Here is a 22,955-nt window from a genome sequence, read left to right on the forward strand (position 1 = left end):
AATTTGCCGAGACTTCCCATGATCGAATCTGTCGAATCTTTCCTTTCTCGCCTCAAGAAACGCGACCCGGACCAGCCGGAATTTCATCAGGCCGTAGAAGAAGTCCTACGCAGCCTCTGGCCGTTTCTTGAAGCCAACCCCCACTACCTGACGTCGGGCATCCTGGAGCGCATCTGCGAGCCGGAACGTGCCATTACCTTCCGGGTGTCGTGGGTGGATGATCACGGCAAGGTTCAGGTCAATCGTGGGTTCCGCATCCAGATGAACAGCGCCATCGGTCCCTACAAGGGCGGCCTGCGGTTCCACCCTTCGGTGAACCTGGGTGTGCTGAAATTCCTCGCCTTCGAGCAGACCTTCAAGAACTCCCTGACCTCGTTGCCCATGGGCGGGGGCAAGGGCGGCTCGGACTTCGACCCCAAGGGCAAGAGCGACGCCGAAGTGATGCGCTTCTGCCAAGCCTTCATGAGCGAGCTGTACCGCCATATCGGCGCAGACGTGGACGTACCGGCCGGCGATATCGGCGTGGGCGCCCGTGAAATCGGCTTCCTGTTCGGCCAGTACAAGCGCCTGAGCAACCAGTTCACCTCCGTATTGACCGGCAAGGGCATGAACTACGGCGGCAGCCTGATCCGCCCGGAAGCCACCGGTTTCGGCTGTGTGTACTTCGCCGAAGAGATGCTCAAGCGCAACAGCCAGCGGGTGGAAGGCAAGCGCGTGGCGGTGTCGGGTTCGGGCAACGTGGCGCAATACGCAGCGCGTAAAGTCATGGACCTGGGCGGCAAGGTGATTTCCCTGTCCGACTCCGAAGGCACTCTTTACGCCGAAAGCGGTTTGACTGAGGCGCAATGGTCGGCCCTGCTGGAACTGAAGAACGTCCAGCGCGGGCGTATCAGCGAACTGGCTGAGCGCTTCGGCCTGGAGTTCCGCAAGGGCCAGACCCCTTGGCAGCTGGCGTGTGATATTGCCCTGCCCTGTGCGACCCAGAACGAACTCGACGCCGAGGCCGCGCGCACCCTGTTGCGCAATGGCTGCATCTGCGTGGCCGAAGGCGCCAACATGCCGACCACGCTGGAGGCTGTGGATATCTTTATCGACGCGGGCATTCTGTTTGCCCCGGGCAAAGCCTCCAACGCCGGTGGCGTGGCCGTGAGCGGGCTGGAAATGTCGCAGAACGCCATGCGCCTGCTGTGGACCGCCGGTGAAGTGGACAGCAAGCTGCACAACATCATGCAGTCGATCCACCATGCGTGCGTGCACTACGGCGAAGAAAACGGCCGGGTCAACTACGTGAAAGGCGCGAACATCGCCGGCTTCGTAAAAGTCGCCGACGCGATGCTGGCCCAAGGCATCGTCTAAGCCTCGGGCTCGATCAGCAGCACTTCGATCAACTGATCGCCGACGGGGCGTTTCCACAGCACCTCGTCGCCGAGCCGGGCGCCCAGTAATGCACGGCCCAACGGTGAGCCCCAGTTGATCAAGTGTGCAGTGGCATCGGCCTGGTCTTCGCCGACCAGCTGGATGCGCTGCTGCTCATCCTGTTCATTGGCGAAGGTGACCCAACTGCCGATCTGTACTTTGTCGGTGGAAGTCGCCGGTGCGACGACCTGGGCGCTTTGCACCCGTTGATTGAAGTAGCGCAGATCGCGCTCAAGGTCGGCCAGGCGCTGTTTGTCATCTTTGGCAGATTCGACGCTGTACGCCTGCTGCAACTGCGCCACCTTGGCCTGCAACTGCGCCAACCCTTGGGCCGTCACCCGGTTGGGCTGCTCACTGACCTGGCGCTCCACCGGCTGGTCAGCCTGAGCGGCGGCACTGTCTTCATTCACAAAAGCTCGGCTCATGACGTTCTCCCTCTATGGCGTTTGGGCCATAGTCGCCGCGCTTTAGTTTCGATGAATGTCTGAAAGCGACCTATTGCGAGCGATAGGCCCTGGCGGCGTCGCGGTCCTTCTCCTGCTGCCAGGCGCGCTCACGGTCGTCCCAGTGATGGTCCTTGTAGTCGCGCAACTCTTCGTTTTCACGCATGGCCTTGCACTGGCGGAAGCCATCCTCCCAGCCTTCGGCGTACTCGCGGTCCTTGAGGTAACGCGGCACATTCTTGCGAAACTCCCCGCTGATCACTCCAGCCGCCTGGCGGCCGCTGCTGCAACCGTCGTCAAAGCCATCGGCAAAGGCCGGTGGATAACCCTTGGCCAGCAAATCCTGATGGGTGGACTGGCAACCGGCCAACCACACCATCGCACACAGCATTACCGCATACCGCCACATCGCCTGCTCCCTCGCCGTGTCACGGCTGATAGGGGAAGTCTAGAAGGGGATTCGTCGGAGAGATGTGAAAGGAAGGTGAGAACGGTGTGGTCCGTCGGCGCTGGCTTGCTAGGGCCTGGTGATGCTTTTGTAGTGAGCGGGCTTGCCCCGCGCGGGGCAAGCCCGCTCACTACATATTCATCATCCTGTCGATAGTCGTCAGGTTTTACTCGTAGTAGCCCACAGTCTTTTTAAGGTGATCCGCGTACTCGTAAATTTCATCAATGGACGAGATCGCATGTCGTGTCTCATTTTTTTCCTGGTCGAATATGCCTAGATATTTCTGGCTGCGATTGAAATGAAGGCGGCAAATCGGCTTACGGTTGTTGTCGTCCAGCAATATCCCAAAATAGCTCTGTGTATCTCGCTGAACGATCCGTTTAGCATCGACCACTGAGCGGACGACGGCCCGGACGATGTGATAACCCTCCAGCTCCTCTAACGTAGTAAGAATCTTGTCTTCTGATTCGTCTCTATCCTGTGCATCTGCATTTGTGCTGTTTGCTACAGGTATTGAAGCCATTGTTGGTTGAATAGCCCCGCTCATTGCCGACTTCAGGCGATCATTGATCTGATCATTCAAGAACTGAGCCAAGGCTTTTCGAGTCAGTTCGAAAAACTGCTCGCGCACCTTTTGCGTGATGACCCCTTCGTAGACACGAGATGCGAAGAATTTTACAAAGTCATCTTCTGGCTTGCTGACTTGAGTGCCGATGAGCTTTTTGAGCTGGCTGACGTACTTCAACTCCCCAGCGGCGTTGATGATGGACTCTACATCGAACGCCGACTTGGTAAGCTTGATCAGTTCCGGCACCGAATATTCATCAATATCCAGGAGATCCAATTCCAAGAATGGCTTTTCGTCCATTTTATTGGGCGCGTCCAAGTCGGTAAAAAACCTGTAGACCTGGCCATTAGTGAGAATTGAGATTCTTGCGCTGGTGACATGAAAGTATCGAAAAAGCTGAGACGCGTGATTGATGCTCAATGACTCGCCGATTTTTTTGCATTCGATGAGTATCTGAACCTCGCCATCCTTCATGATCGCGTAATCGATTTTTTCGCCTTTCTTCGTGCCTACATCGCAAACAAATTCAGGCATTACTTCCTGCGGGTCAAATACGTCATAGCCCAACACCGTATTGATGAACGGCATTACAAAAGCATTTTTTGTCGCTTCTTCTGTTTGAATGGCGGGGCCTTGCAACCGAACCTTTGCAGCCAGACTCATGAGCTTTTCAAAAAATTCCATAGTAAGCCTCTTACCTATTCAGATCCGTGTATAGACGTGGTGGCAATGTGATTGCTATCCGAGACTAGACATAAATTTTCATAAAGCGAGGCTAAGCCCAAGCAAGTCTTTGATTCCTCAAAAAAGCTAAAAAACCTTCAAGATTTCCTGCTTAGTTATCAGTAACTTGAAGAAGGCTGAAGAAGTTTCTGAAGGGACGGATAAATTTGGTAATTTTTAGCGGCTTTCTATCAGCGCGGCATGCTCTTCCAATTCCTGCCTGATAAACGCGGCAATCATTGCGCGGTACACCTGCTCGGTGACCTCCGGGTTGGCACCTACCGTTTGGGATAACGCTCGCACTTTGGCGATCACCTGTTCGACGCGCTGCGGCGCCTTGACGCTGTCGGTGTCTTTTTTAAAGCGCGCGGCTTGGGAGACGTAGTGGCCGCGCTCTGCCAGCAGGGTGACGATTTGCTGGTCGAGGCGGTCGATGTTGCTGCGGACTTCTTCGAGGGTGGAGCAGGTAACGGCCATGTTGGTAGATCTCCTTGTAGGAGCCGGCTTGCCGGCGATGCGGGCCCCTCGGTGTATCAGTTGCCGCGAGGTGATGCGATCGCCGGCAAGCCGGCTCCTACAGTTTTTGGGGTCAGTAGTGATACCACTTCACTTCCAGCAGCACTTCGTTCACCGGGGTGGACAGGTGGCTGTACTCGCGTTGGGCACTCAGGCGCAGGCCCAGGTTGCGGGACAGTTCCCATTGCTGGTTCAGGCTGAGGCTGCGGCGCACTTCGCCGTTGGTGAAGAAGTCGCCCTTGGCTTCCAGGCTCAGGTTACCCAGCGGGTTTTTCCACAAAACGCCGGTGTTGAAGCCGGCCGCGGGGGAGATGGCTTCGCTGAAGTCGTTGTTGTGTTCCACGCGCACGGTGCCGAGGGCGAAGCCGAGCATGTCGTCACTCAGTTGCCACGTACCGCCGGCGCCACCGTTGACGTGGGCCACCAGGGTTTCGTCGTCGTGCTTGCCGGGTACCCGCTCCAGGCCGCCGGTGACTTGCCAGGACCACGGCTGCAACAAGGCATTGCGCGGGGTCAGGGAGCGGATGGTGGCGAGGTCCAGTTGCTGAAGTTGCCAGTGATTGCCTTCGTACTGGCGCAGTTTCATCTGCAGGATTTCGATCTGCGCGCCGAGGGGGAAGCCTTCGGCGTTGTCGTTGAGGTCGTGGTAGGCCATGCGCAGGCCGTATTCACCGAAGGCTTTATCGCCACGAGTGCCGATACCTGCTTGCCAAGTGCGGGACTCATGGCCGTCTTCCGGCAGGCCGGGACGTTCGACGTTCAGGTCGGGCGCCGGGTTCTGGTTGATCGCACGCAGCAGTTCGAAACTGCGTTGGGAGCGTTCGGTGTCACGCTCCAAACCGTTGGCGCGGTAGCGGCCCAGGCGGTAGGCGGCGTCGATGATCAGGGCCTGGCGCTCGCGGGGCAGGGCCTTGAAGGCCGGCTCCTGCAGTTGCTTCTGGTCATCGCTGACCTTGAGTACCCATTGTTGCTCTTCACTGCTCAGCGGTTTGGCGCGCTCCAGCAGCTCGCGCTCGCGGGAAGGGCGGTAGTCGATCTTTTCCACCAGCCCTGCATCCTTTACCGCCTTGACCGTATCGGTGGGGATGGCGGTCAGCGGGAATTGCTCGGTCAGGCGCAGCCCGGGGCGGGCCACTTGCAGCAGCTCCAGCAGGCGGTAGGAGCAGTTTTCATCGAAGAAGAAGTAATCGAACTGGATCTGCTTGAGCTCCCACACGTGCTCGACCATGCGCTCGGTCTCGACCTGGGTCAGGTTCAAGCGGTATTCCCACAGGTCGCGGTTTTCCAGGCTACGGTACTCGGAGAGTTTTTCCTGGTAGGGCACCAGGGCGAACAGACCGGGGTAGCCGCCCATCAGGCCTTTCCAGGCGTAGAGGATGCTGTTGTCCGAACCTTCGATGTAGGCGCCGAAGTTGATCGCGTAGCTGAGCAGGGCGGTCTTGTCCCGTTGCACGTCGGCCTGGTCGATGCGCAGCAGGGTGTGACCGAACATGGAGGACGGGCTGTTGAGGTAGGCCGCCGGGAAGATCATCACCGCGCTATGGGGGGCGACGTCCTTGAACCATTGCTTGAATTCTTTGCAGTCCACAGCAGGCAGGTCGGTCAGTTGTAACTGATCCTTGAGCCAGCGGGTGCGTGCGGGGTAAACGCATTGAGCGTGTTTTTCGCCCAGGCTGGCCGGCGCGTACAACGCGTCAACGGTGGCCTTGAGTTCGGCGTCCGGATGGTGGGCGCCGTCGGGGGCGAGGAAGAATTTCTTGTCGCTGACGTAACTGCGCCAGCCCTTGAGCTTGCCGGCTTCGTAATGGCCCAGGGACAGCCAGAACGGATCATTGGCCAGTTGCTGCAAACGTTGATCATCAATATGCGGGGCCGCGTACAGCGGGGCGCAGGCGAAGAGTGCCAACAGGGCAAAGCGTTTGAGCATAGGGGCAACTTAAGTCGTAAAAAGTGAGACCCAAAGGGGAGGCGGGTCCAAAAATAAAGCCCGCACCTCGAAAGGCGCGGGCAGGTCGAGCTTAAGCCTGGGTGGCGTATTTCGCCAGGCGGGCGTCGCCCTTGAGGACGGCGAGGGTGTTGGTGTGCACGTCGTCAGCGGTCACGTCGGCTTTGCTGAAGATCTGTTGGAAGTGCTCGTGGGTCACGGCAGCGAAGTGCTCGCGATCTTCTGGAGCAACGCCCAGTACCACCGCGTAGGTGGTCAGTGCTTCGCCATTGCCTTTGGCCATGTCTTCGGACAGCTCGTTCATCATGCCATTCATGGCAATCCAGGACTTGCCGCCATAAGTCAGGGCGCTGTTGGTGCTGCAACCGTTGGTGCCCGAGGTCATGCCGAAAGTGGCGTTACCGGAGGTGCCGTTGGTGGTGGACGCCAGGAAGTGAGCGGGAGTACCGCGTTGGCCTTCAAACAACATGTTGCCCCAACCGCAGTTCGGGCCGCCTGGTGCTTCTGCCATTGCATTGAGGGAGACGACGGTGAAGAGAGTACCAAGAAGGATCCGTTTCATAGCTTTGTTCTCTTTGTGTGCAAACCAATGGACAAGGGTTCAGGCGCGTTGCAGCGCCCTAGGGATCGGTTATTAGTCCAACCCGCGCAGTTTGGAGTTTAGGCACGTTCCCGGGGTTCCGTGATTTTTTATAAAACAATCAGCGATGTCGCGAATTATTTGTAGGACGCCTCCCGTGTCTATGCTTTCCCAAAGGCTCGCCTTGCCAGAGCGCGCAAGCGAGAGCCAGAATGCCGTTATCTGCCCCGCCTGATGTAAGGAAGCCCGATGCCTGATCCTGTTGCTGCCAGCTTGCGTCTAGCGCCCGAAGCGCTGACTCGTCCTTTTTCCGCTGAACAGTTCAGCTTCTCGACCACCAATGATTTGGAGCCCTTTCGCGGTGTGCTTGGCCAGGAACGTGCGGTTGAAGCCTTGCAGTTCGGTGTGGCCATGCCACGCCCCGGTTACAACGTGTTTGTCATGGGCGAGCCCGGTACTGGCCGCTTTTCGTTCGTCAAACGCTACCTGAAGGCAGAAGGTAAACGCCTGCAGACCCCGTCGGACTGGGTCTATGTGAATAATTTCGATGAGCCCCGCGAACCCCGTGCGCTGGAATTGCCAGCGGGCGGCGCGGCGGCGTTCATCAGTGACATCAGCGGGTTGATCGACAACCTGGTGGCCACCTTCCCGGCCGTGTTCGAACACCCCACCTACCAACAGCGCAAAAGTGCCATCGACCGCGCCTTCAACCAGCGCTACGACAAGGCCCTGGACGTGATCGAACGCCTGGCATTGGAAAAGGACGTGGCGCTGTACCGCGACAGTTCGAACATCGCCTTCACCCCGATGCTCGACGGCAAGGCGCTGGACGAAGCCGAGTTTTCGCAGCTGCCGGAGGCCGACCGCGAGCGCTTCCACACGGATATTTCCGAGTTGGAAGAGCGCCTCAACGAAGAGTTGGCCAGCCTGCCGCAGTGGAAGCGCGAGTCGAACAACCAACTGCGTCAGTTCAACGAAGAAACCATCACCCTGGCCCTGCAGCCGTTGCTCTCACCGCTGTCGGAAAAGTACGCAGAAAACGCGGCAGTCTGCGGCTACCTGCAAGCCATGCAGGTGTACCTGCTGAAAACCGTGGTCGAGCAATTGGTGGATGATGCCAAGACCGACGCCCAGGCGCGCAAGCTGCTTGAGGAGCAATACTGCCCGAGCCTGGTGGTGGGCCACCCGATCAACGGCGGCGCGCCGGTGGTGTTTGAACCGCACCCGACCTACGACAACCTGTTTGGTCGTATCGAGTACAGCACCGACCAGGGCGCGCTCTACACCACCTACCGGCAATTGCGCCCTGGCGCTTTGCACCGCGCCAATGGCGGCTTCTTGATCCTCGAAGCCGAGAAAATGCTCGGCGAGCCATTTGTGTGGGATGCGCTCAAGCGTTCCCTGCAGTCGCGCAAGCTGAAGATGGAGTCGCCGTTGGGCGAACTGGGCCGCCTGGCCACCGTCACGCTCAACCCGCAGATGATCCCGTTGCAGGTCAAGGTGATCATCATCGGTTCGCGCCAGTTGTACTACGCGCTGCAAGACGCCGATCCGGACTTCCAGGAGATGTTCCGGGTGCTGGTGGACTTCGACGAAGACATCCCGATGGTGGACGAGAGCCTGGAGCAGTTCGCCCAGTTGCTCAAAACCCGCACCTCGGAAGAAGGCATGGCGCCGCTGACGTCGGACGCGGTGGCGCGCCTGGCCACCTACAGCGCACGCTTGGCCGAGCACCAGGGCCGTTTGTCGGCGCGTATTGGCGACTTGTTCCAGCTGGTCAGCGAGGCGGATTTCATCCGTCACCTGGCGGGCGACGAGATGACCGACGCGGGGCATATCGAGCGGGCGCTCAAGGCCAAGGCCACGCGCACCGGGCGCGTGTCGGCGCGGATTCTCGACGACATGCTCGCCGGGGTCATTCTGATCGACACCGCAGGTGCCGCTGTGGGCAAGTGCAACGGGCTGACGGTGTTGGAAGTCGGCGACTCGGCCTTCGGCGTGCCGGCGCGGATTTCCGCCACGGTGTACCCGGGCGGCAGCGGCATTGTCGACATCGAGCGTGAGGTCAACCTCGGCCAGCCGATTCACTCCAAGGGCGTGATGATCCTCACCGGTTACCTGGGCAGCCGTTATGCCCAGGAATTCCCGTTGGCCATCTCGGCGAGCATCGCGCTGGAGCAGTCCTACGGTTATGTGGACGGCGACAGTGCGTCCCTGGGCGAGGCCTGCACCTTGATTTCGGCCCTGTCGAAGACGCCGCTCAAGCAGTGCTTTGCCATTACCGGCTCGATCAACCAGTTCGGCGAAGTGCAGGCGGTGGGCGGGGTCAACGAGAAAATCGAAGGCTTCTTCCGCCTGTGCGAAGCGCGCGGCTTGACCGGTGAGCAAGGGGCGATCATTCCCCAGGCCAACGTGGCCACGCTGATGCTCGATGAGAAGGTGCTGCAGGCGGTGCGGGCCGGGCAGTTCCATATTTATGCGGTGCGCCAGGCGGACGAGGCGTTGAGCCTGTTGGTGGGCGAGGATGCCGGTGAGCCGGATGCCGAGGGGCAATTCCCGGAGGGCACCGTCAATGCCCGTGTGGTCGAGCGCTTGCGTGCGATTGCCGAGATGATCAGCGAGGAAGACCTGAAAGAGGCGGAAAAGGAGCTGGCACAGCAAGCACTGGCCGAAGCCAAACCCACCTGATTTTTAGTCGGAGTGCAGTCAATGTGGGAGCGGGCTTGCTCGCGAAGGCGGTGTGTCAGTCGACTTATAAGTGGCTGATCCACCGCATTCGCGAGCAAGCCCGCTCCCACATGGTTCAGTGGTGTATTTGGAAATAGCGGGCAGTTCGCCATATTTTTGACTCGTTCATCAGGGGCCAACGCCCGTTGGTCCCTACAACCTTGGTTTGTCGCGGTTTTCTTCTATTCTCTGCTCAAGGGATATCCACAGGAGTCGCTGGATAGAGACAGCCTCGCCATGCGCTGAGGTTGAACACCGATCTACCGAGGGTCGCCGCCATGCCGCGCAACCTTTGCCTTACCCGTCAATGCCTGGGCCTGGTCACCCGTATCGAATGCTCCATTCGCCCGCTCGCCGGGGATAACGGGATGTGGACCTTGCTGTTTGCGGCCGGAATGACCGGCGAACAGCCGTCCACCATCAAGTCCCAGGGCCCGTTTCATGGGCCCTTCGTGGCAGAAACCATCCTGGAATCGATTGTCGACAGCCTCACGCTGCACGGCTACGAGAAAGCGGGCGACCCGCAGATCTGGAGCCTGCACATGCAGGCCCACCTGCGACAGCTCAACGGCGGGCGTTCACAGACCGTCAGTGATACCCATCACTGAAGGTTATTGCGCCGGCGGCTTGTCCAGCTTGACCTCGAAGCCGTACTGCACGGTATTCAGGTCGGTGCGCTGGTAGCTTTCCAGCACGGTCGGCTGGCCGTAGAAATAGTGCACGTCAAACATCGCCGTGCCGTACTCCTCGGCGCGGTGGCTGACGCCGAGGATTTCCTTGAGGTAGTTGCCGCTGGCGTCCTTGGCGTAAAAGCGCCAGCTGTCGGACGGGAATGCCTTCTGGTCGACGATCAGCGCGTTGTCCTTGAGTGTCAGGCCCTTGGGCAACTTGGCGACGTCAATCGTGGCTTTTTCGATGTTGGCCAGGAACAGCGGGATCGAACCCACCACGAACGCCGGGTTTTCCGGGAACAGGTTGAGGTCGTAGGTCAGCGTGCCACGGGCTGCGTCCAGCTCAAACGCTTCGGCTGGCAACTCGATGGGTTCGCCGCGCTCGCCCTTGTCGTCGGCCGTGAAAAAGGTGATGGGCGCTTCGCTGCTGTTGCGTTCGCTGCCGATCAGGTCGTCGTTGAAGGTGAACGGGTGGTCGAACACGATGTGCGCGGCGCTGGCGTCTTCGGTCGACTGGGTGATGGTGACGCTTTTTTTCAGTTGGTCTTCGGTCAGGGTCGCGTCCTTGAGCCAGTTGGCGGCGCTGTCGTCATACACCGTGACGGGCATCGGCAAGGCTTGCACGTTTTTTTGCAGGCTGTTCTTGTCGAAGCGCAACACCGGCAGGTCAAGGTCCTTGTGCGTGACCGTGGCCTTGGAGAAGTCCAGAACGTTGACCTGCAGGCTATCGATCACGCCGTTGAAGTACACCTTGGCGTAGTGGCTGCTCTGTTTGTGCTCGAACGCCTTTTGTTCGTCGTCCAGCTGCTTTTCAAATGCGTCGGACCAGGCCTTCTGCTTTTGCATCTCGGCCAGCTGTTTCTCGTAGAACGCCACCTGGGCGCTGCTCTCGTTGATCGAGCCCGCGCGGGTGAGGAATTGCCCGGTGGTGTCCCGAGCCTGCACCAGCAGGGGGGTCGGCGATTCGTCGCCCACTTCCGGCGCCAGGGGTTCGCTGTTGGTCAGTTCGATCTCGGCGTAGTTCTTTTCAAGCCGCAGCAAGTTGAGGGTGATAGTGCCCTCGGTGCGTTTGCGGCCCACGTCTTTTTTCGACAGGTCGAAGGTCAGCACTTTGCCGGGTGCAATCACTTCGACCGCGCCCTTGAGGCTGACCGGTTGCGGCTGGCTCTTGTTCTCGGTCTCTACGCCATCGATGAACGGGTAGGTCACCGTCAGGTCGTCGGGGTTGGTCAGGTTGGAACTGCTGGGGCTCAGTTGGATGCCCGGGTCGGTTTCCGACCATTCAGGCTGGAAGGGTATGACCTTGTTGTTGCTCAAGGTCACCGACTGCCATTCCAGGCCATGGGGGAAAGGGAACTGGTCGGGGCTGTTGAAGTTGAACGGGAAGACCGGCTGCAGATCGGTCAGGTAGTCGGAGTGCGAGGCTTTGCGCAGCACGAACAGGCCGTTGATGTAGGTGTCCACCAAGGCTTGTGGTGTGGGGTAGTGTTTGATCAGGGCCAGGGTGTCTTCGCCGTATTCGGCTTCGACGGGCTTTTCGGCGAGCTTCACGCGCGCCCGCTCCAGCAGGAGCAGCGAACCGCCGAGGTCGGCGATGGCGTCGCGCAGCTTGGGGTCCTGGATGCTGTCCAGGGACTGCTCGAACTTGGCGGTTCTCTCTTCGAGGGTGGCTTGCTTCTGCTCTTCTTTGGGGGAGCAGCCGCCGCTCATCAACAGCATCGCACCCAGGCCGATAGTGGCCAAATGGGATCGCACATCCATCATCTGAGTTTTTCCTGTTCGACGTCAGTGAGCCGATTTGATGGGCTCGACACTAGCAGAAAAATTCTCTTACAGATGCCGCCCAGGTCAGTTTTCTCGCGGTGACAGGTGTTCTGTAGCGGCTGGTATACTCGCGGCCATTTTTAGCCAAGCTGTGTGAGATCCAATGGAACGCTTTATCGAAAATGCTATGTACGCCTCGCGCTGGCTGCTGGCGCCAATCTATTTCGGCTTGTCCCTGGGGTTGCTGGCGCTGGCGCTGAAATTCTTCCAGGAAGTGATTCACCTGCTGCCGAGCGTGTTCTCGATGGCCGAGTCCGAGCTGATCCTGGTGCTGCTGTCGTTGATCGACATGGCCCTGGTCGGCGGCTTGCTGGTGATGGTGATGATCTCCGGCTACGAGAACTTCGTCTCGCAGCTGGATATCGATGAGAGCAAGGAAAAGCTCAACTGGCTGGGCACCATGGACTCTTCGTCGCTGAAGATGAAGGTGGCGGCGTCCATCGTGGCGATTTCCTCCATCCACCTGCTGCGCATCTTCATGGACGCCAAGAACGTCGATCCGCAGCATCTGATGTGGTACGTCATCATCCACATGACCTTCGTGATCTCGGCGTTCGCCATGGGTTACCTGGACAAGGTCACCAAGCACTGATGCCTTGCGGCGGCCTTACTGCTCGACGAAGTAGTAAGGCTGGCGATTGATCGACATCTGCTTGATGACCGTGACCTTCTCGGTCAGTTGTTCGGTACGGTCCATCAGCGCCACGTTGCCCGGCTTGGCCGTGAGGAATGTGCGCAACTGCGCCTCGGTTTGCAGGATCGGCAAGTAAGCCTGCAGATAGAACACGCTGGCCCCGGCAATTCGCTCGTTGGGCTGGAACAGCACCACTTCCTTTCCTTGCGCTTGCAGCGCCTGCACCTGGCTGATCACCGGGACGAAGGACTGGCGCACGTCCGCTTTGGGCGCAAACCAGAAGGCTGCAATCAGGTAGCAAGCGACCGCCAGGGTGAACACGCTGCCGATCACCGCCTTATGGTGTGTGTACAGCGACGGCTTGTGCTGCTTGGCCCACTCCAACAGGACCCGAGCGTATTCGGCGGCCAGCACGGCCGCGGCCGGCGTCAGCGCCATGAGGTACACCGTGCGCTTGCTGGAGGCCAGGGACAGCAGGGTGAATTGCGCCACCAGCCAGATGCTGAAAAACAGGTAGTAGCGGTTGCGCACCAGGCTTTTTCGGAAGTGCCAAAGCCCCAGGTACACCAGGATGTTCCACGGCAGGAACGCTTCGGGCAGCTTGGCGATGTAGTAGTAGAACGGCTCGTAATGCCCAGCCTCGACGAATGAACCGCTGAAGCGGCCAACGCTGTTGGTCCACAACACTTCGCCCACGGCCTGCATCCCACCGCGCTGGAACAGGAAACCCAGCCAGATCATCAGCGGCACCAGCGCCAGCAAGGTGAACAGCCCCGGTTTGAGCCAGTCACCGATACGCAGGCGCTTGTCCATCACCGTGGTCACGATCAGGTACACGAAGATCACAATGCCCGGCATTGCCAGGCCCAGCACGCCCTTGCTCAGGGTGGCGATGACCATCCCGGCAGTAAACAACGCCCATGCCCAAACACTGGAGCCTTGGCGGTCGGGTCGTACCGCCTGATAGAACCCCAGCAATGCAGTGGTCACGCCCAGGCTGAGCAAGGAGTCCTCGCCAACACCACGTACGTTGCCCCAGTAACTGGCCATGGTCGCGAGGATCAGGGCTGCGCAGAAGGCCAATGTTTTCGGGCGGCCAAAGGTGCGCAGCATCCCGTAGAACAGCATCACGCTGAACAGCCCGGCAAATGCCGAGGCCAGGCGCACCGCGCCGGTGCTGGCGCCAAACAGGCGAATGGCGCCGGCGTCCAGCCACAGGCTCAGGGGCGGTTTTTCAAGGAAGGGTTCACGAAACAACTGGGGCACCACCCAGTTGTTGTCCAGGTGCATGGCCATGGCGATCCCGGCGACGCGGGCTTCGGTGGAGCCCTGCAGTTCATGGTTACCCAGGGCAAAAAAGAACAACAAACCAGCGAGCAGGAGCAGCAGAGGAGCAGGACGCGTCATAGTACTGGCAACCGAGGCAAGGGACCGTTCGGGGGAACGGCCGTGGCAATCGGCTAGTATCGGTGAGCGTTTCTGAATATTTCGTGAATGAGTGTCAGTTTTCTGTAAGGCGCCCTTGTGTGCCTACTCCTGCAATCAGGGAGCCTTCAGGCTCGGCAGTGCGGCTCTGCCTTCTGCCGTCAGCACCGGCTCCAACTGTTCCCAGGTAAAACTCAGTTCATTGTCACAGCCATCGCCCTGGGCGGGCGTCGAAAGCTGCATCCCTTCGGTATTGAAGCTCAAGTCGAAGGTGGAGTAACTGGTCACTGCCGGGCAGCCTTCGTCAGTGCTGGTCTGTTTGGCGAGCCATGCGCTGAAGGGCGCAGGCAACTTGATCTGGCCGGAGTAGGGGTTGTCCCATTCTTCACGGCCACCCAGCCAGGTCCACGGATCGACGCTGTCGCCGGTTTGCAGGTTCCAGGTGTGCAGGCCCCAACTGATGCCACCGCGACCGTAGCCGGCCGTCCAGCGGTAAAACCGCACGGTGATCCAGTGCGAGGACCAGTAGTGCGGCTCCACGCTGATCTCGCTGGTCGACGTGCCGCCGCCCTGGTCCAGTGAATTGCGCCGCTCCCGATAGAAATCGGTCTGGCCGTCCGGGCTGATAGCCATGCGCGCCAAGTCCCGGTTGATCTTGTCGATGGCCGCGCCGTCACCTTCGAGCTTGAGGATGACCTGGCCGCCTTGGGTTTTCACCTGATAGGCGTGTTCATGGAAGGTATTTTTCTCCACCTTCACCGGCGGTGGCAGCGCTTCGATGGCGTTGTTGTAGGCATCGCTGGCACAGCTGTCGACGTCTATGCGTTTCAGCGACAACGCCAATCCCTTGCCGCCCGGGGTCTTGCTCCAGGTCCCGGTCAGCGTGTCGCCCTGGGGTTCGTCCAGTTGCCAGAAACCGCTGTTGCCTTCTTCGGCCCAGGGTTCACTCGCGTTGGCTTGGGTCAGCTGGATCGGCGTGAGGATGCGTTGATAATAGTAACTGCCATTGGCGCCATGCGCGCCGTTGAAGCACGCGGTGATGGCGGATTTGCCCAAGGTGCCTTGCCACACGCCGGCGAGGTCGGCAGCGGTGGTGATCAGCGGGGTGCAGGTGAGCAGGAGAACGGCGAGGGGCTTGAGCACGGGTATCGGACTTCCGATTGTCTGATAGAGGGGGTCAGGGTAATGGGAAGTGTGGGGGGATTCCAGATGGACAGCAAAAGGCCGAGTCGCTGAACGCGCCTCGGCCTTTTTTGTTACTCGAATATTTGTGTGTCTTGGGTGAGGACCAAGACGCGCTCGACCAGCAGTTCGCCCAGCACGATCAGTTGCTGGCTGGCCAACAGCTTGTGGCGGCTGGCACCTTCGAGTTCGAAGGCCAGGTCAGTGGTCATGGCGTTGAGTGAGGCGAGGGTTTCGCTGGCTGGGATCAGTAGCGTTTCGGGGGAGATACCCTGAGAGATGGTGAAAAGGTTTGCGGGGGGTGGATTGGGGGTGATCTTTTTCATGATGAAGCTCCCACACTGTTTAAGGAGCTATCGCCCCCCTGCTGTCAAACAGGAATGGGTGGCAGCTCTACGCGGGTTGACAGACCGGAAGTGTAGGACCCCGGCGCACCCGAAGATGCCCCACGCACAGCCGCCATGAACGAAGCGGAACGCGTAAAGCATGCCGTCTTATCAAGGGGGAGTGAAAGGTTACACTTTTCGGCCTGTCAAAGCCGGTCGCTGATGAGCCGCGACTGGAGGAAGTTAGCGTTGCGGTGCGAGCTGCGCCAGTTCATCAACGGCGCGGTAGCTTGAAGGAAAATTCTGAAGCCCCGATTTACGACGTTTTGACCCGATTCACGCTGATGTGGTCTCAGCGACATCATTCATCTGGTGGCGTACATGCGACCGGTCATCCCACCACTCTGGACGAATGCAGCTTCACCAGCTTTCTGACGATTTGAGCCAGTTGCTCTGCGCTCGGTAGCAGTGGATTTTTGAAGTATTTTCGCCCAAAGAACAGCACGCGTTGAAAGATAAAACCACCATCGATGAGAACGGCTGTTTGCTTCACTTGCTTTCCCTCAGGCAAAAAAAAGCTCAGGACTGCTGGGCAGGTTCTAACAATTGCCTGCGCGCTGTACTGAGCTGATCGATAGTTTTATCCAGTCGTTGCTTTAGCGTCGAGGGACAGAATGTTTGACCATTTTGGGACCGGTCGTTATGGCAACTCGTGCAGGCTATCGTCGTTGACAGAACTGTGCCAGTTCCCCACGAGCGCCGCATCTTGCAGGAAAATTCCGACGGCAGTGCGACAGTGCTTTCCAAACCCCAGAAACAACAAAACCCGCACTTGGCGGGTTTTGTCGATGCTTTGAATTGGGCCGGGGCCGTTTGAACACGTGGATTTTTATCCCGTGAATGCTGGCTATAACGCCTTTCGCGTTTTCAGGGGATACACGTAGGGATACAGGGTGTACGTTGCTGCTCTAAGTTTCACATGCGTTATGACGTTATAGAAAACGTGGGAAACATTAGCTTTTATGTCCTTTCAGCGCATTTTGGACGCCAAATTTTTGAAGGCGGTTCAGTGGCTGGCCCCTTCCGATTCGCATTCACTAATAGAATGCTATTTCAAAGGAAGGGTTCAATTTCCTTCAAAAGGTCATATGGGCTCGCGCCCAAGTTTTTGCTGATCTCAAGAAATTCGATCACGTCTAGCCTGCGCTCACCTCGTTCAAATTTCGAAACGTAAGATTGAGGACGGCCTAGCTTTGCTGAGAGCTCTTGCTGCGTTAGTTTCGAGGATTTGCGCGCCTCTATCAGCAGCGATAGAAGCTGTTGATACGGCGCGGAGTGGATCGTCTTCATATGAGTCTGCCGGATGCTTTACCGACAGATCAAATAAACCCTTAATAGGTTTATCCCAAAATAGGTTTAACCTGTTTTGGGTTTTTGTTAGTCTCCAAGACTTCTTGAAAGTAGATTTGGGGCGCGTCATGGAAACGACCAGTATAGAGAGCTCCGGCTCAGAGCCGCTTGAGCTCCCTGGAAGGTGTGAAGCAGAGCGGGATGGGTATGGTGTTCAGCGAACCAGGATGGGCCGCCTGACTATCAGCTTTGACGGTGGGTGCAGTTATCCATCAATGATTGAGTCGTTGAAGGCTGCTTACCAAAGACTTGGCCATTTAGTTAACCGAGGAGAGAGGCTCTCCGGTCAGGCATGGATCGACCGAATTGTCACTCTTGGTCACTCGCTCTCTAACGATGAATTGAACGCAATCCGGACATTAATGTGATGGTTGTGGACGTCGCAGTCGTTAGGCGAGTCGAAAATCCGCCGAAGCGCGAGTCGTCTTGAGTTTCTTCAGCCCCCCTTTTTCCGGCGCCGGAAGCGGCTCGATTAGGGCGTACCGGGGTAGCGGGCTATGCAGCAAACAGGGCTCAGGGCTGATGTATTGCTGTGACTGTCAAGCTTCAGGCCGCAGACTTCACGTTCAATCTCCTACAACACTGCGATGTACCGCAACGCGCGACTAACCCGCGATTACCTTTATAAGACTTCCGTCCCTGCTCCTTTCGTGCGATATCCTTGCATATAGTCGTCAATATTCAAGCCAGCAGGGAGCAGCTCGTGAGTTCTTCAATCGAAGGAAAACCCGCATCAACCGAACTGACTGGCGGGGCAGGCTTTACGTATGAGGACACGGTTGTCGCCTACTACTTAACGCAGCTCTTGCGCCGAGAACGGGCCTCGGGCCAGTCGGGCTTTGTCACAAGCGTTGCTGTACAGAGGCAAGGTTTTGGGCATCCAATGGACGATCTTATCGTCGAATTCGATGATCAGGGAACCGAGCGTATCCTAGGCCTACAGATTAAAAAGTCGGTGACGATCAGTGGCGCAGTATCCAACACGGAGTTTCGCGGGATCATTTCCTCCGCAGTCAAAACCCAAGCCTTAGCGACGTTTAGCAAAGGGATTGATAAGTGTGGGTTCGCGGTAGAGCACGTAACAGCCGATACATTCCGTTGTCTGGTGCGACTTATAGAATGGGCAGCATCCAGTAGAGTCGGATCTGAGTTCGCGGCTCGTTTTTCAGCGGACGGCAATGCTGGCAAGGAGGAGATAAACCTAAGGAATGCGCTACTACCCCTTCTGGAATGTTTAAATGCTGATGAAGAACTCAGCTTCTATCAACAGCTCATAGCACTCCACTTGAATGGCCTAGACGACGGCGGCGCCCTAAGAGTTGAAGTCGTGAATCGCTTGCAGGAGATCATCGCTTCAAACTTGGATGGTCAAGACGTGCTGCTATTTGACCGGCTTTGTAGGATTGCACGTGAAGGTTCGGCAACAGCGACAAAGTGGACCCGAGCCTCGCTGCTGGAACAGTTACGCGGCATAGTTAAGCTCAGAGTCATCCCCTTTCTCAAAGACGATATCGCTCGTATCAACGCATACTCTTTGGAGGGGCTGAGCGTTGTCCTCGAAACTGTAGGTGATTTTCACGTTCAACGCGATGGGCTTCACCAAGCAGTTTCAAAGTCGCTCGCCCAGCACCGGGTGGTGTCTATCGGAGGATTGCCAGGCTGCGGCAAATCGGTCGTTTTGAAACGCTATGCTCAAGAAGCCGCAACGAAGGGCCCCCTGATCTTCCTCAAGAATGACCGCATTGTAGGTTCAGGCTGGAGTACCTTTGCGGCCAGCTTAGGATTGTCTAATACAAATATCGTGCAGTTACTCCAAGAAATTGGTTCAACTGGAACGCCTGTGCTCTTTATCGACGGTATCGACCGTATACGCCCTGATCAGCAAGGCTTGATCGTGGACTTTGTGAGTGCGATTTATAACAACTCCAGTCTCGCAAACTGGAGTGTGCTGGTGAGTTCACGAGACCAGGGCTTGGAGGCATTTCGGGCTTGGTTTCCTCCAGCAATGTACTCAGACGCCGGAATTGGGGATGTCACGGTCGGTCCTTTTTCAGATGAAGAATGCGAGCAACTGGCGCAATCGAAGCATCATCTACGGAGGTTATTATTTGGAGCGTCTGTAGTTAAGGATATCGCACGTCGCCCATTTTTTGCAGCCGCGCTCGATCGCTCAACTATGGGTGAGTCCGAACCTAAAACAGAGGTGGATCTGATTGCGACTTGGTGGGCGCGGGCCGGACATGACGTCGTTACCGATTCCACCCTCAAGCGACAACGTGCTTTGATTGATATCGCTGAGAGCGGCGTACGTAATCTCGGAAAAAGCATTCCTACCCGGGGCTTGAAAGAGTCCACCGTCGATCAAATCGCAGCCCTCAAAGCAGACAAAATTATTAGAGAAGAGCGTGGAGGTTCGTTGCTGGCCTTCTCCCATGACATTTTTTTCGAATGGGCGTTTTTCAGGTTGTTGATAGACCTTGGAGATGATTGGACAACTGCATTAGAAACCGCTGGAGAGCCTCCGCTTCTAGGGCGTGTGGTAGGACTTATGGCTCAAGAGGCGGCGACAGAAGAAGGGCGCTGGCGAGCCGGTTATCAAGCGCTTGTGAACAAAAAACTAAGGAGTCAGTGGCATCGTGAATGGCTAACTGCTCCACCTTTTACGCCTGAGTTTTACGGCGTAAAAAAAGAGTTCACCGAACTTCTCAGAGCAGACGGCTTTGCATTATTTGAAAAGTTGCTGGTGTGGTTTCAGGCTCAACATACTATTCCGAGCCCTGTTGTTCTCGGGAATATCAATACCTCAGTAACAGGCCTGGATAAGCTCGCAATCGCAGACTTGCTTGGCTGGCCTTCTGATTTTCAAGCGTGGGGACGACTCATCGATTGGCTCGTCATTGAAGCAGACGCAATGCCCGTAAAGCTGATCCCCAAAGCACTAGAGATTTTTGATGTATGGCAGAACTTTTTATCGGATCACCAAAATGCGCGATCTGAAGCTTTTCTAGTTCTCGTTGATGGATGGCTGAAAAAGTTCGAGAAGGGTGAACTGCGCGATATCGGAGATGACAAGAGTTGGACGTTAAGTCGCGATGAGGGCTCACGTCTCGGTACATCCCTTCGTACCATTCTCTTGCGGTCCGCTCGCAGCTATCCCAGATTTTCTAAGGAGCTATTTAATCGCAACATAAGCGACGCCGATCTGCGACGAAAAAGCTATGCTGACTTAATGGCTTTCTCTGCCGTCATGTGCACAGTGGACGCTCAACTAGTCGCCGATCTAGCAGAAGCTGAACTGCTTAGAGAGCTGCCTGGGGACAAGCTGAATAGAACCCAGGCAGAGAGAAAAAAGCAAATTGAAGAGTTGGCAAAGATTCGAGCGATCCCCGAGAACGAGCGAACACCGCGGCAGGTGGCGGCGCTCCAACATGCTTTCTTCCCAATTATGTCCGATCGATACAACCTTGATAATGTAGGGATCGACCGTCACCACAGCTTCTATTACCCAACCTCAGCCCTCCACGAACCCTTCAAAAGCCTTTTCGAGCATCACCCGACAGTCGCCTTGCGACTGCTACGGAATCTTGCGAATCACGCAACGAAGGGGTGGAGGCAGGTTCATTCTATCAACAGGGGCCAAATGGGTACCCCTCTGTCCGTGACAGTCGGGTTCCCTTGGGGAACGCAAGAGTTCTGGGGCAACTGGCACGTGTATAGCTGGGGAATGGGTAATCTGACTTCTACGCCATTAGAGTGCGCTTTTTTGGCGCTCAATTATTGGGCATTCAAAGAACTTGAAAAAGGCCGTAATACGAGCGATGTGATCAAACAGATCGTTGAGGGGAACGATTGCTATGCCGTACTTGGGATCGCACTTCTTCTCGCTCTCGAGACTTGGGAGGTGACAGACGCAACACTTGCTTTGATAACAACCCAACGTCTCTGGGAGCATGATTTCGAGCGATTGCGACAGCACTCAGTCAAGGATATCGATCTATTCGGCTTTGGCACTCCCCCGGGATTGACGGGAGATAAAGCCAAGGCGAAGGACTTCCTGGACCAACGTTTGTGCTGGAAGCGTGACATCCAGCAGCTTGCGATGTGTTTCGCCCTAAGCAGCGACACTCAACTCAGCACACGCTTTAAGGAGGCGTTGGCACTATTCCAAGAACATTTGCCTTACGAATTTGAAGAGCAAATGACGAATGAAGAATGCACTATTGATTTCCTGGAGACTGCTAAACGTCGGGCGGGCTTTGGCGACGCGAATAACTATAAACAAACGCCGTACGGTGAAACTCAGATCGCAATTGCATATGAGGCACCCGAACCTCTCTCCCAGACCGAACAGGAAAGACTGGAGGCAAGTACCGTTATTTTGCGAGGTATGAGTGTAGTTGCCTGGGCTTCCAAATCACTCGAAGCCAACCAGATTGACAACAGCATTACTCTCAGTGAGGCCTTTAGCTATGCGAAGATCCTCGACACGAAATATGCCTTCACAACTATGGATGTGGGGGCTTCCTCGCCAGAGTCCATTATGGCCAGCGTTGCGGCTTGCATAATTCGTTTTTGCGAGGGTGATGGTGATGATTACAAATGGGCATGGAAAATAATGTCCAGCATCGAGTCCATGAAGCCCCAAGAAAGTATGTATTCAGGCTCAAGGATCCCTTGGCATCCAGCGACTCGCCTAGTTATCGCGCTGCATCACGATCGGCGATTAGACTCGCCGCGCGGAGATAGCGCAGAGCGCCTGCTGAAGCTTGTCTTGCACCCGCTCGATGGTGTGAACGAGTTGGCTATAGATGCCCTCTTGATGGACCGAGATGACCATCTGCGCTGGACCGTGAGTTGCCTACTAGTAAATCTTTGCTTCACTCACGAAGCTAAATTCCATAACAGTCAATGGGACTATTCATCTGATCGGAAGGCCCGAATGGGACATCTGGCCTCCGCTCTTAAGGTATTCAAAAAAAGGCGTCTTGCCTCTATGCCAAAGCTGCCGTCAGCCTGGGTCCTCGTAACCCCTAAGCGGCGGGGAAAAGCATCAGACGAGTCATGGAAGGCTCCGAGCGTGTTCTTTGAGTGTAAGACGGCTTCAACGATTTTAGCGAAGTTGCCGATTGAAGCGTGGATGGTTTCAGACGTTTATCGACCATTACTGGTGCCGCTGATATTAGACCTGGTGAATTGGACGTCTGAAAAGATCAACCCTGTGTGGCGGGCAGCTAAGCGAGGCAGTGATGGAGACGCAGACCTGTTTGAGTGGAACAGGGTCTTCGGAGATATACTCGCACGAAGTGCACCATTCTTTGCGCTAGATCAAGCACGTAACGAATTGCTTATTCCGTTCATGGCGGACGATGAGAACTCATTGGCAATCATCACACGCTTTGCGGATATGGCGGTTCGCAGACACATTTGTGATGCAAATCAGATACCCGAAACCATCATCCCGCTACTCGATGACTGTGTCTCCCGAGTGCTGGGCGACGAAACTTTCAATCCTAAAAATTGGCGAGCCGGGCAGGTGCATGGTCATGAAATGACTAAGCTAATTAGCGCACTTCTGTTCGTAAATGTTGAAAAGCACGCTTCTGGCGCTACACGGTTCGCAAACGGCGACTGGTCTCAGATAAACATTGTGATGCCAATTATAGATCGGTTGGTCCGTCACGTTGGCTGGTCAAGCTATGTAATGGGCAGGTATCTAGAGCTATGCCGTCGATCAGAAGCCGCATTTCCGATTTCTAGTTTCGGCCAACAAGCCAATGCTGCTCTTCAGCTCATTAACAATGGGGCGGAAAGATGGTCTGGAACCACCCTCCCTGCTCAGCTTGCTGCGGTAATACAGCGACAGGCTGATTGGAATTTTCCTCTGCAACAAGAGGACGCTCAAGCGTTGTTGAACACACTTGACGCTCTCATCGATCAAGGTGATAGGCGAGCGGCGGCCTTGGAGCAAACTGAGGCATTCAAGGGTGTACAAGGGCGATAGAGCATGAATGTATCGCTTTGTTGGGATTGCCGGGGCCAGCTTTCATTCATCTGAAAGGACAAACAAGACTGAATGTTGAATAGATCTAGTAGGGAAACATTAGTTTTTCTTTCAAA

The 22,955-nt window shown here is 56.7% G+C and carries 16 protein-coding genes; 5 read left to right on the forward strand and 11 right to left on the reverse strand.

Annotated features, from left to right (window positions below; all coding sequences use genetic code 11):
- Positions 1 to 18 precede the first annotated feature (18 nt).
- A complete protein-coding gene (gene gdhA / locus M2394_RS26685; RefSeq protein WP_178919513.1) occupies positions 19 to 1,356 on the forward strand; it encodes an NADP-specific glutamate dehydrogenase in 1,338 nt (445 codons plus the stop codon).
- Here the strand turns inward: gdhA and M2394_RS26690 are convergent.
- The 6 genes from M2394_RS26690 to M2394_RS26715 all read right to left on the reverse strand — a co-directional run bounded on the left by M2394_RS26690 (position 1,353) and on the right by M2394_RS26715 (position 6,621).
- Positions 1,353 to 1,841: a GreA/GreB family elongation factor gene (locus tag M2394_RS26690; RefSeq protein ID WP_259175148.1), complete on the reverse strand. Its 489-nt coding sequence runs from the start codon at positions 1,839 to 1,841 to the stop codon at positions 1,353 to 1,355. The two genes, gdhA and M2394_RS26690, sit on opposite strands and share 4 nt — an antisense overlap.
- Before the next feature lie 70 nt (positions 1,842 to 1,911).
- Entirely contained in the window at positions 1,912 to 2,268 is a 357-nt protein-coding gene (locus tag M2394_RS26695; protein ID WP_178919516.1) for a hypothetical protein, read from the reverse strand.
- A 205-nt stretch (positions 2,269 to 2,473) separates the two neighbouring features.
- Positions 2,474 to 3,559: a type I restriction endonuclease gene (locus M2394_RS26700; protein WP_259175149.1), complete on the reverse strand. Its 1,086-nt coding sequence runs from the start codon at positions 3,557 to 3,559 to the stop codon at positions 2,474 to 2,476.
- Between the two features lie 216 nt (positions 3,560 to 3,775).
- Positions 3,776 to 4,075, reverse strand: coding sequence for a chorismate mutase (locus M2394_RS26705; protein ID WP_259175150.1), 300 nt, complete (start codon positions 4,073 to 4,075; stop codon positions 3,776 to 3,778).
- Positions 4,076 to 4,187: 112 nt separating this feature from the next.
- The gene (locus tag M2394_RS26710; protein WP_259175151.1) at positions 4,188 to 6,041 is read right to left on the reverse strand and encodes a DUF4105 domain-containing protein; all 1,854 of its coding nucleotides are present in this window, start codon (positions 6,039 to 6,041) and stop codon (positions 4,188 to 4,190) included.
- A gap of 91 nt (positions 6,042 to 6,132) precedes the next feature.
- Positions 6,133 to 6,621 carry a DUF3015 domain-containing protein gene (locus M2394_RS26715; RefSeq protein ID WP_176998451.1) on the reverse strand — a complete coding sequence of 163 codons (489 nt, stop codon included), beginning with the start codon at positions 6,619 to 6,621 and terminating at the stop codon, positions 6,133 to 6,135.
- A gap of 267 nt (positions 6,622 to 6,888) precedes the next feature.
- Between M2394_RS26715 and M2394_RS26720 the strand changes: the two genes are divergently transcribed.
- Both M2394_RS26720 and M2394_RS26725 read left to right on the forward strand, forming a co-directional pair.
- Positions 6,889 to 9,327 carry a Lon protease family protein gene (locus M2394_RS26720; RefSeq protein ID WP_178919519.1) on the forward strand — a complete coding sequence of 813 codons (2,439 nt, stop codon included), beginning with the start codon at positions 6,889 to 6,891 and terminating at the stop codon, positions 9,325 to 9,327.
- 317 nt (positions 9,328 to 9,644) lie between these two features.
- Positions 9,645 to 9,974 carry a hypothetical protein gene (locus tag M2394_RS26725; RefSeq protein ID WP_178919521.1) on the forward strand — a complete coding sequence of 110 codons (330 nt, stop codon included), beginning with the start codon at positions 9,645 to 9,647 and terminating at the stop codon, positions 9,972 to 9,974.
- Positions 9,975 to 9,977: 3 nt separating this feature from the next.
- Here M2394_RS26725 and M2394_RS26730 read toward each other — a convergent pair whose 3' ends face one another.
- Positions 9,978 to 11,801, reverse strand: coding sequence for a hypothetical protein (locus tag M2394_RS26730; protein WP_259175153.1), 1,824 nt, complete (start codon positions 11,799 to 11,801; stop codon positions 9,978 to 9,980).
- 163 nt (positions 11,802 to 11,964) lie between these two features.
- On the opposite strand from M2394_RS26730, the gene M2394_RS26735 reads away from it, so the two are divergent.
- Positions 11,965 to 12,453: a TIGR00645 family protein gene (locus tag M2394_RS26735; protein WP_016976786.1), complete on the forward strand. Its 489-nt coding sequence runs from the start codon at positions 11,965 to 11,967 to the stop codon at positions 12,451 to 12,453.
- A gap of 15 nt (positions 12,454 to 12,468) precedes the next feature.
- Here the strand turns inward: M2394_RS26735 and M2394_RS26740 are convergent, their stop codons facing one another.
- The 4 genes from M2394_RS26740 to M2394_RS26755 form a co-directional block, all read right to left on the reverse strand.
- On the reverse strand, positions 12,469 to 13,902 hold the full coding sequence (locus M2394_RS26740) for a glycosyltransferase family 39 protein (RefSeq protein ID WP_259175154.1): 1,434 nt from the start codon (positions 13,900 to 13,902) through the stop codon (positions 12,469 to 12,471).
- A gap of 135 nt (positions 13,903 to 14,037) precedes the next feature.
- Positions 14,038 to 15,063, reverse strand: a complete 1,026-nt coding sequence (locus M2394_RS26745; protein ID WP_259175155.1) for a hypothetical protein — start codon at positions 15,061 to 15,063, stop codon at positions 14,038 to 14,040.
- Positions 15,064 to 15,176: 113 nt separating this feature from the next.
- Positions 15,177 to 15,428 carry a DUF6124 family protein gene (locus tag M2394_RS26750; RefSeq protein ID WP_259175156.1) on the reverse strand — a complete coding sequence of 84 codons (252 nt, stop codon included), beginning with the start codon at positions 15,426 to 15,428 and terminating at the stop codon, positions 15,177 to 15,179.
- A gap of 1,113 nt (positions 15,429 to 16,541) precedes the next feature.
- Positions 16,542 to 16,778 carry a helix-turn-helix domain-containing protein gene (locus tag M2394_RS26755; protein WP_259175157.1) on the reverse strand — a complete coding sequence of 79 codons (237 nt, stop codon included), beginning with the start codon at positions 16,776 to 16,778 and terminating at the stop codon, positions 16,542 to 16,544.
- A gap of 763 nt (positions 16,779 to 17,541) precedes the next feature.
- Between M2394_RS26755 and M2394_RS26760 the strand changes: the two genes are divergently transcribed.
- Positions 17,542 to 22,839, forward strand: coding sequence for an NACHT domain-containing NTPase (locus tag M2394_RS26760; RefSeq protein WP_259175159.1), 5,298 nt, complete (start codon positions 17,542 to 17,544; stop codon positions 22,837 to 22,839).
- Positions 22,840 to 22,955 lie beyond the last annotated feature (116 nt).

It is taken from the genome of Pseudomonas sp. BIGb0164 (genome assembly GCF_024810135.1).
Lineage (GTDB): Bacteria > Pseudomonadota > Gammaproteobacteria > Pseudomonadales > Pseudomonadaceae > Aquipseudomonas.

What these genes read in the sequence shown, in the direction of transcription:
- M2394_RS26735 (WP_016976786.1), top strand. Translation starts at nt 11,965, where the DNA reads ATGGAACGCTTTATCGAAAATGCTATGTACGCCTCGCGCTGGCTGCTG.
- gdhA (WP_178919513.1), top strand. Translation starts at nt 19, where the DNA reads ATGATCGAATCTGTCGAATCTTTCCTTTCTCGCCTCAAGAAACGCGAC.
- M2394_RS26705 (WP_259175150.1), bottom strand. Translation starts at nt 4,075, where the DNA reads ATGGCCGTTACCTGCTCCACCCTCGAAGAAGTCCGCAGCAACATCGAC.
- M2394_RS26715 (WP_176998451.1), bottom strand. Translation starts at nt 6,621, where the DNA reads ATGAAACGGATCCTTCTTGGTACTCTCTTCACCGTCGTCTCCCTCAAT.
- M2394_RS26695 (WP_178919516.1), bottom strand. Translation starts at nt 2,268, where the DNA reads ATGTGGCGGTATGCGGTAATGCTGTGTGCGATGGTGTGGTTGGCCGGT.
- M2394_RS26730 (WP_259175153.1), bottom strand. Translation starts at nt 11,801, where the DNA reads ATGATGGATGTGCGATCCCATTTGGCCACTATCGGCCTGGGTGCGATG.
- M2394_RS26755 (WP_259175157.1), bottom strand. Translation starts at nt 16,778, where the DNA reads ATGAAGACGATCCACTCCGCGCCGTATCAACAGCTTCTATCGCTGCTG.
- M2394_RS26725 (WP_178919521.1), top strand. Translation starts at nt 9,645, where the DNA reads ATGCCGCGCAACCTTTGCCTTACCCGTCAATGCCTGGGCCTGGTCACC.
- M2394_RS26750 (WP_259175156.1), bottom strand. Translation starts at nt 15,428, where the DNA reads ATGAAAAAGATCACCCCCAATCCACCCCCCGCAAACCTTTTCACCATC.
- M2394_RS26690 (WP_259175148.1), bottom strand. Translation starts at nt 1,841, where the DNA reads ATGAGCCGAGCTTTTGTGAATGAAGACAGTGCCGCCGCTCAGGCTGAC.
- M2394_RS26720 (WP_178919519.1), top strand. Translation starts at nt 6,889, where the DNA reads ATGCCTGATCCTGTTGCTGCCAGCTTGCGTCTAGCGCCCGAAGCGCTG.
- M2394_RS26700 (WP_259175149.1), bottom strand. Translation starts at nt 3,559, where the DNA reads ATGGAATTTTTTGAAAAGCTCATGAGTCTGGCTGCAAAGGTTCGGTTG.
- M2394_RS26710 (WP_259175151.1), bottom strand. Translation starts at nt 6,041, where the DNA reads ATGCTCAAACGCTTTGCCCTGTTGGCACTCTTCGCCTGCGCCCCGCTG.
- M2394_RS26740 (WP_259175154.1), bottom strand. Translation starts at nt 13,902, where the DNA reads ATGACGCGTCCTGCTCCTCTGCTGCTCCTGCTCGCTGGTTTGTTGTTC.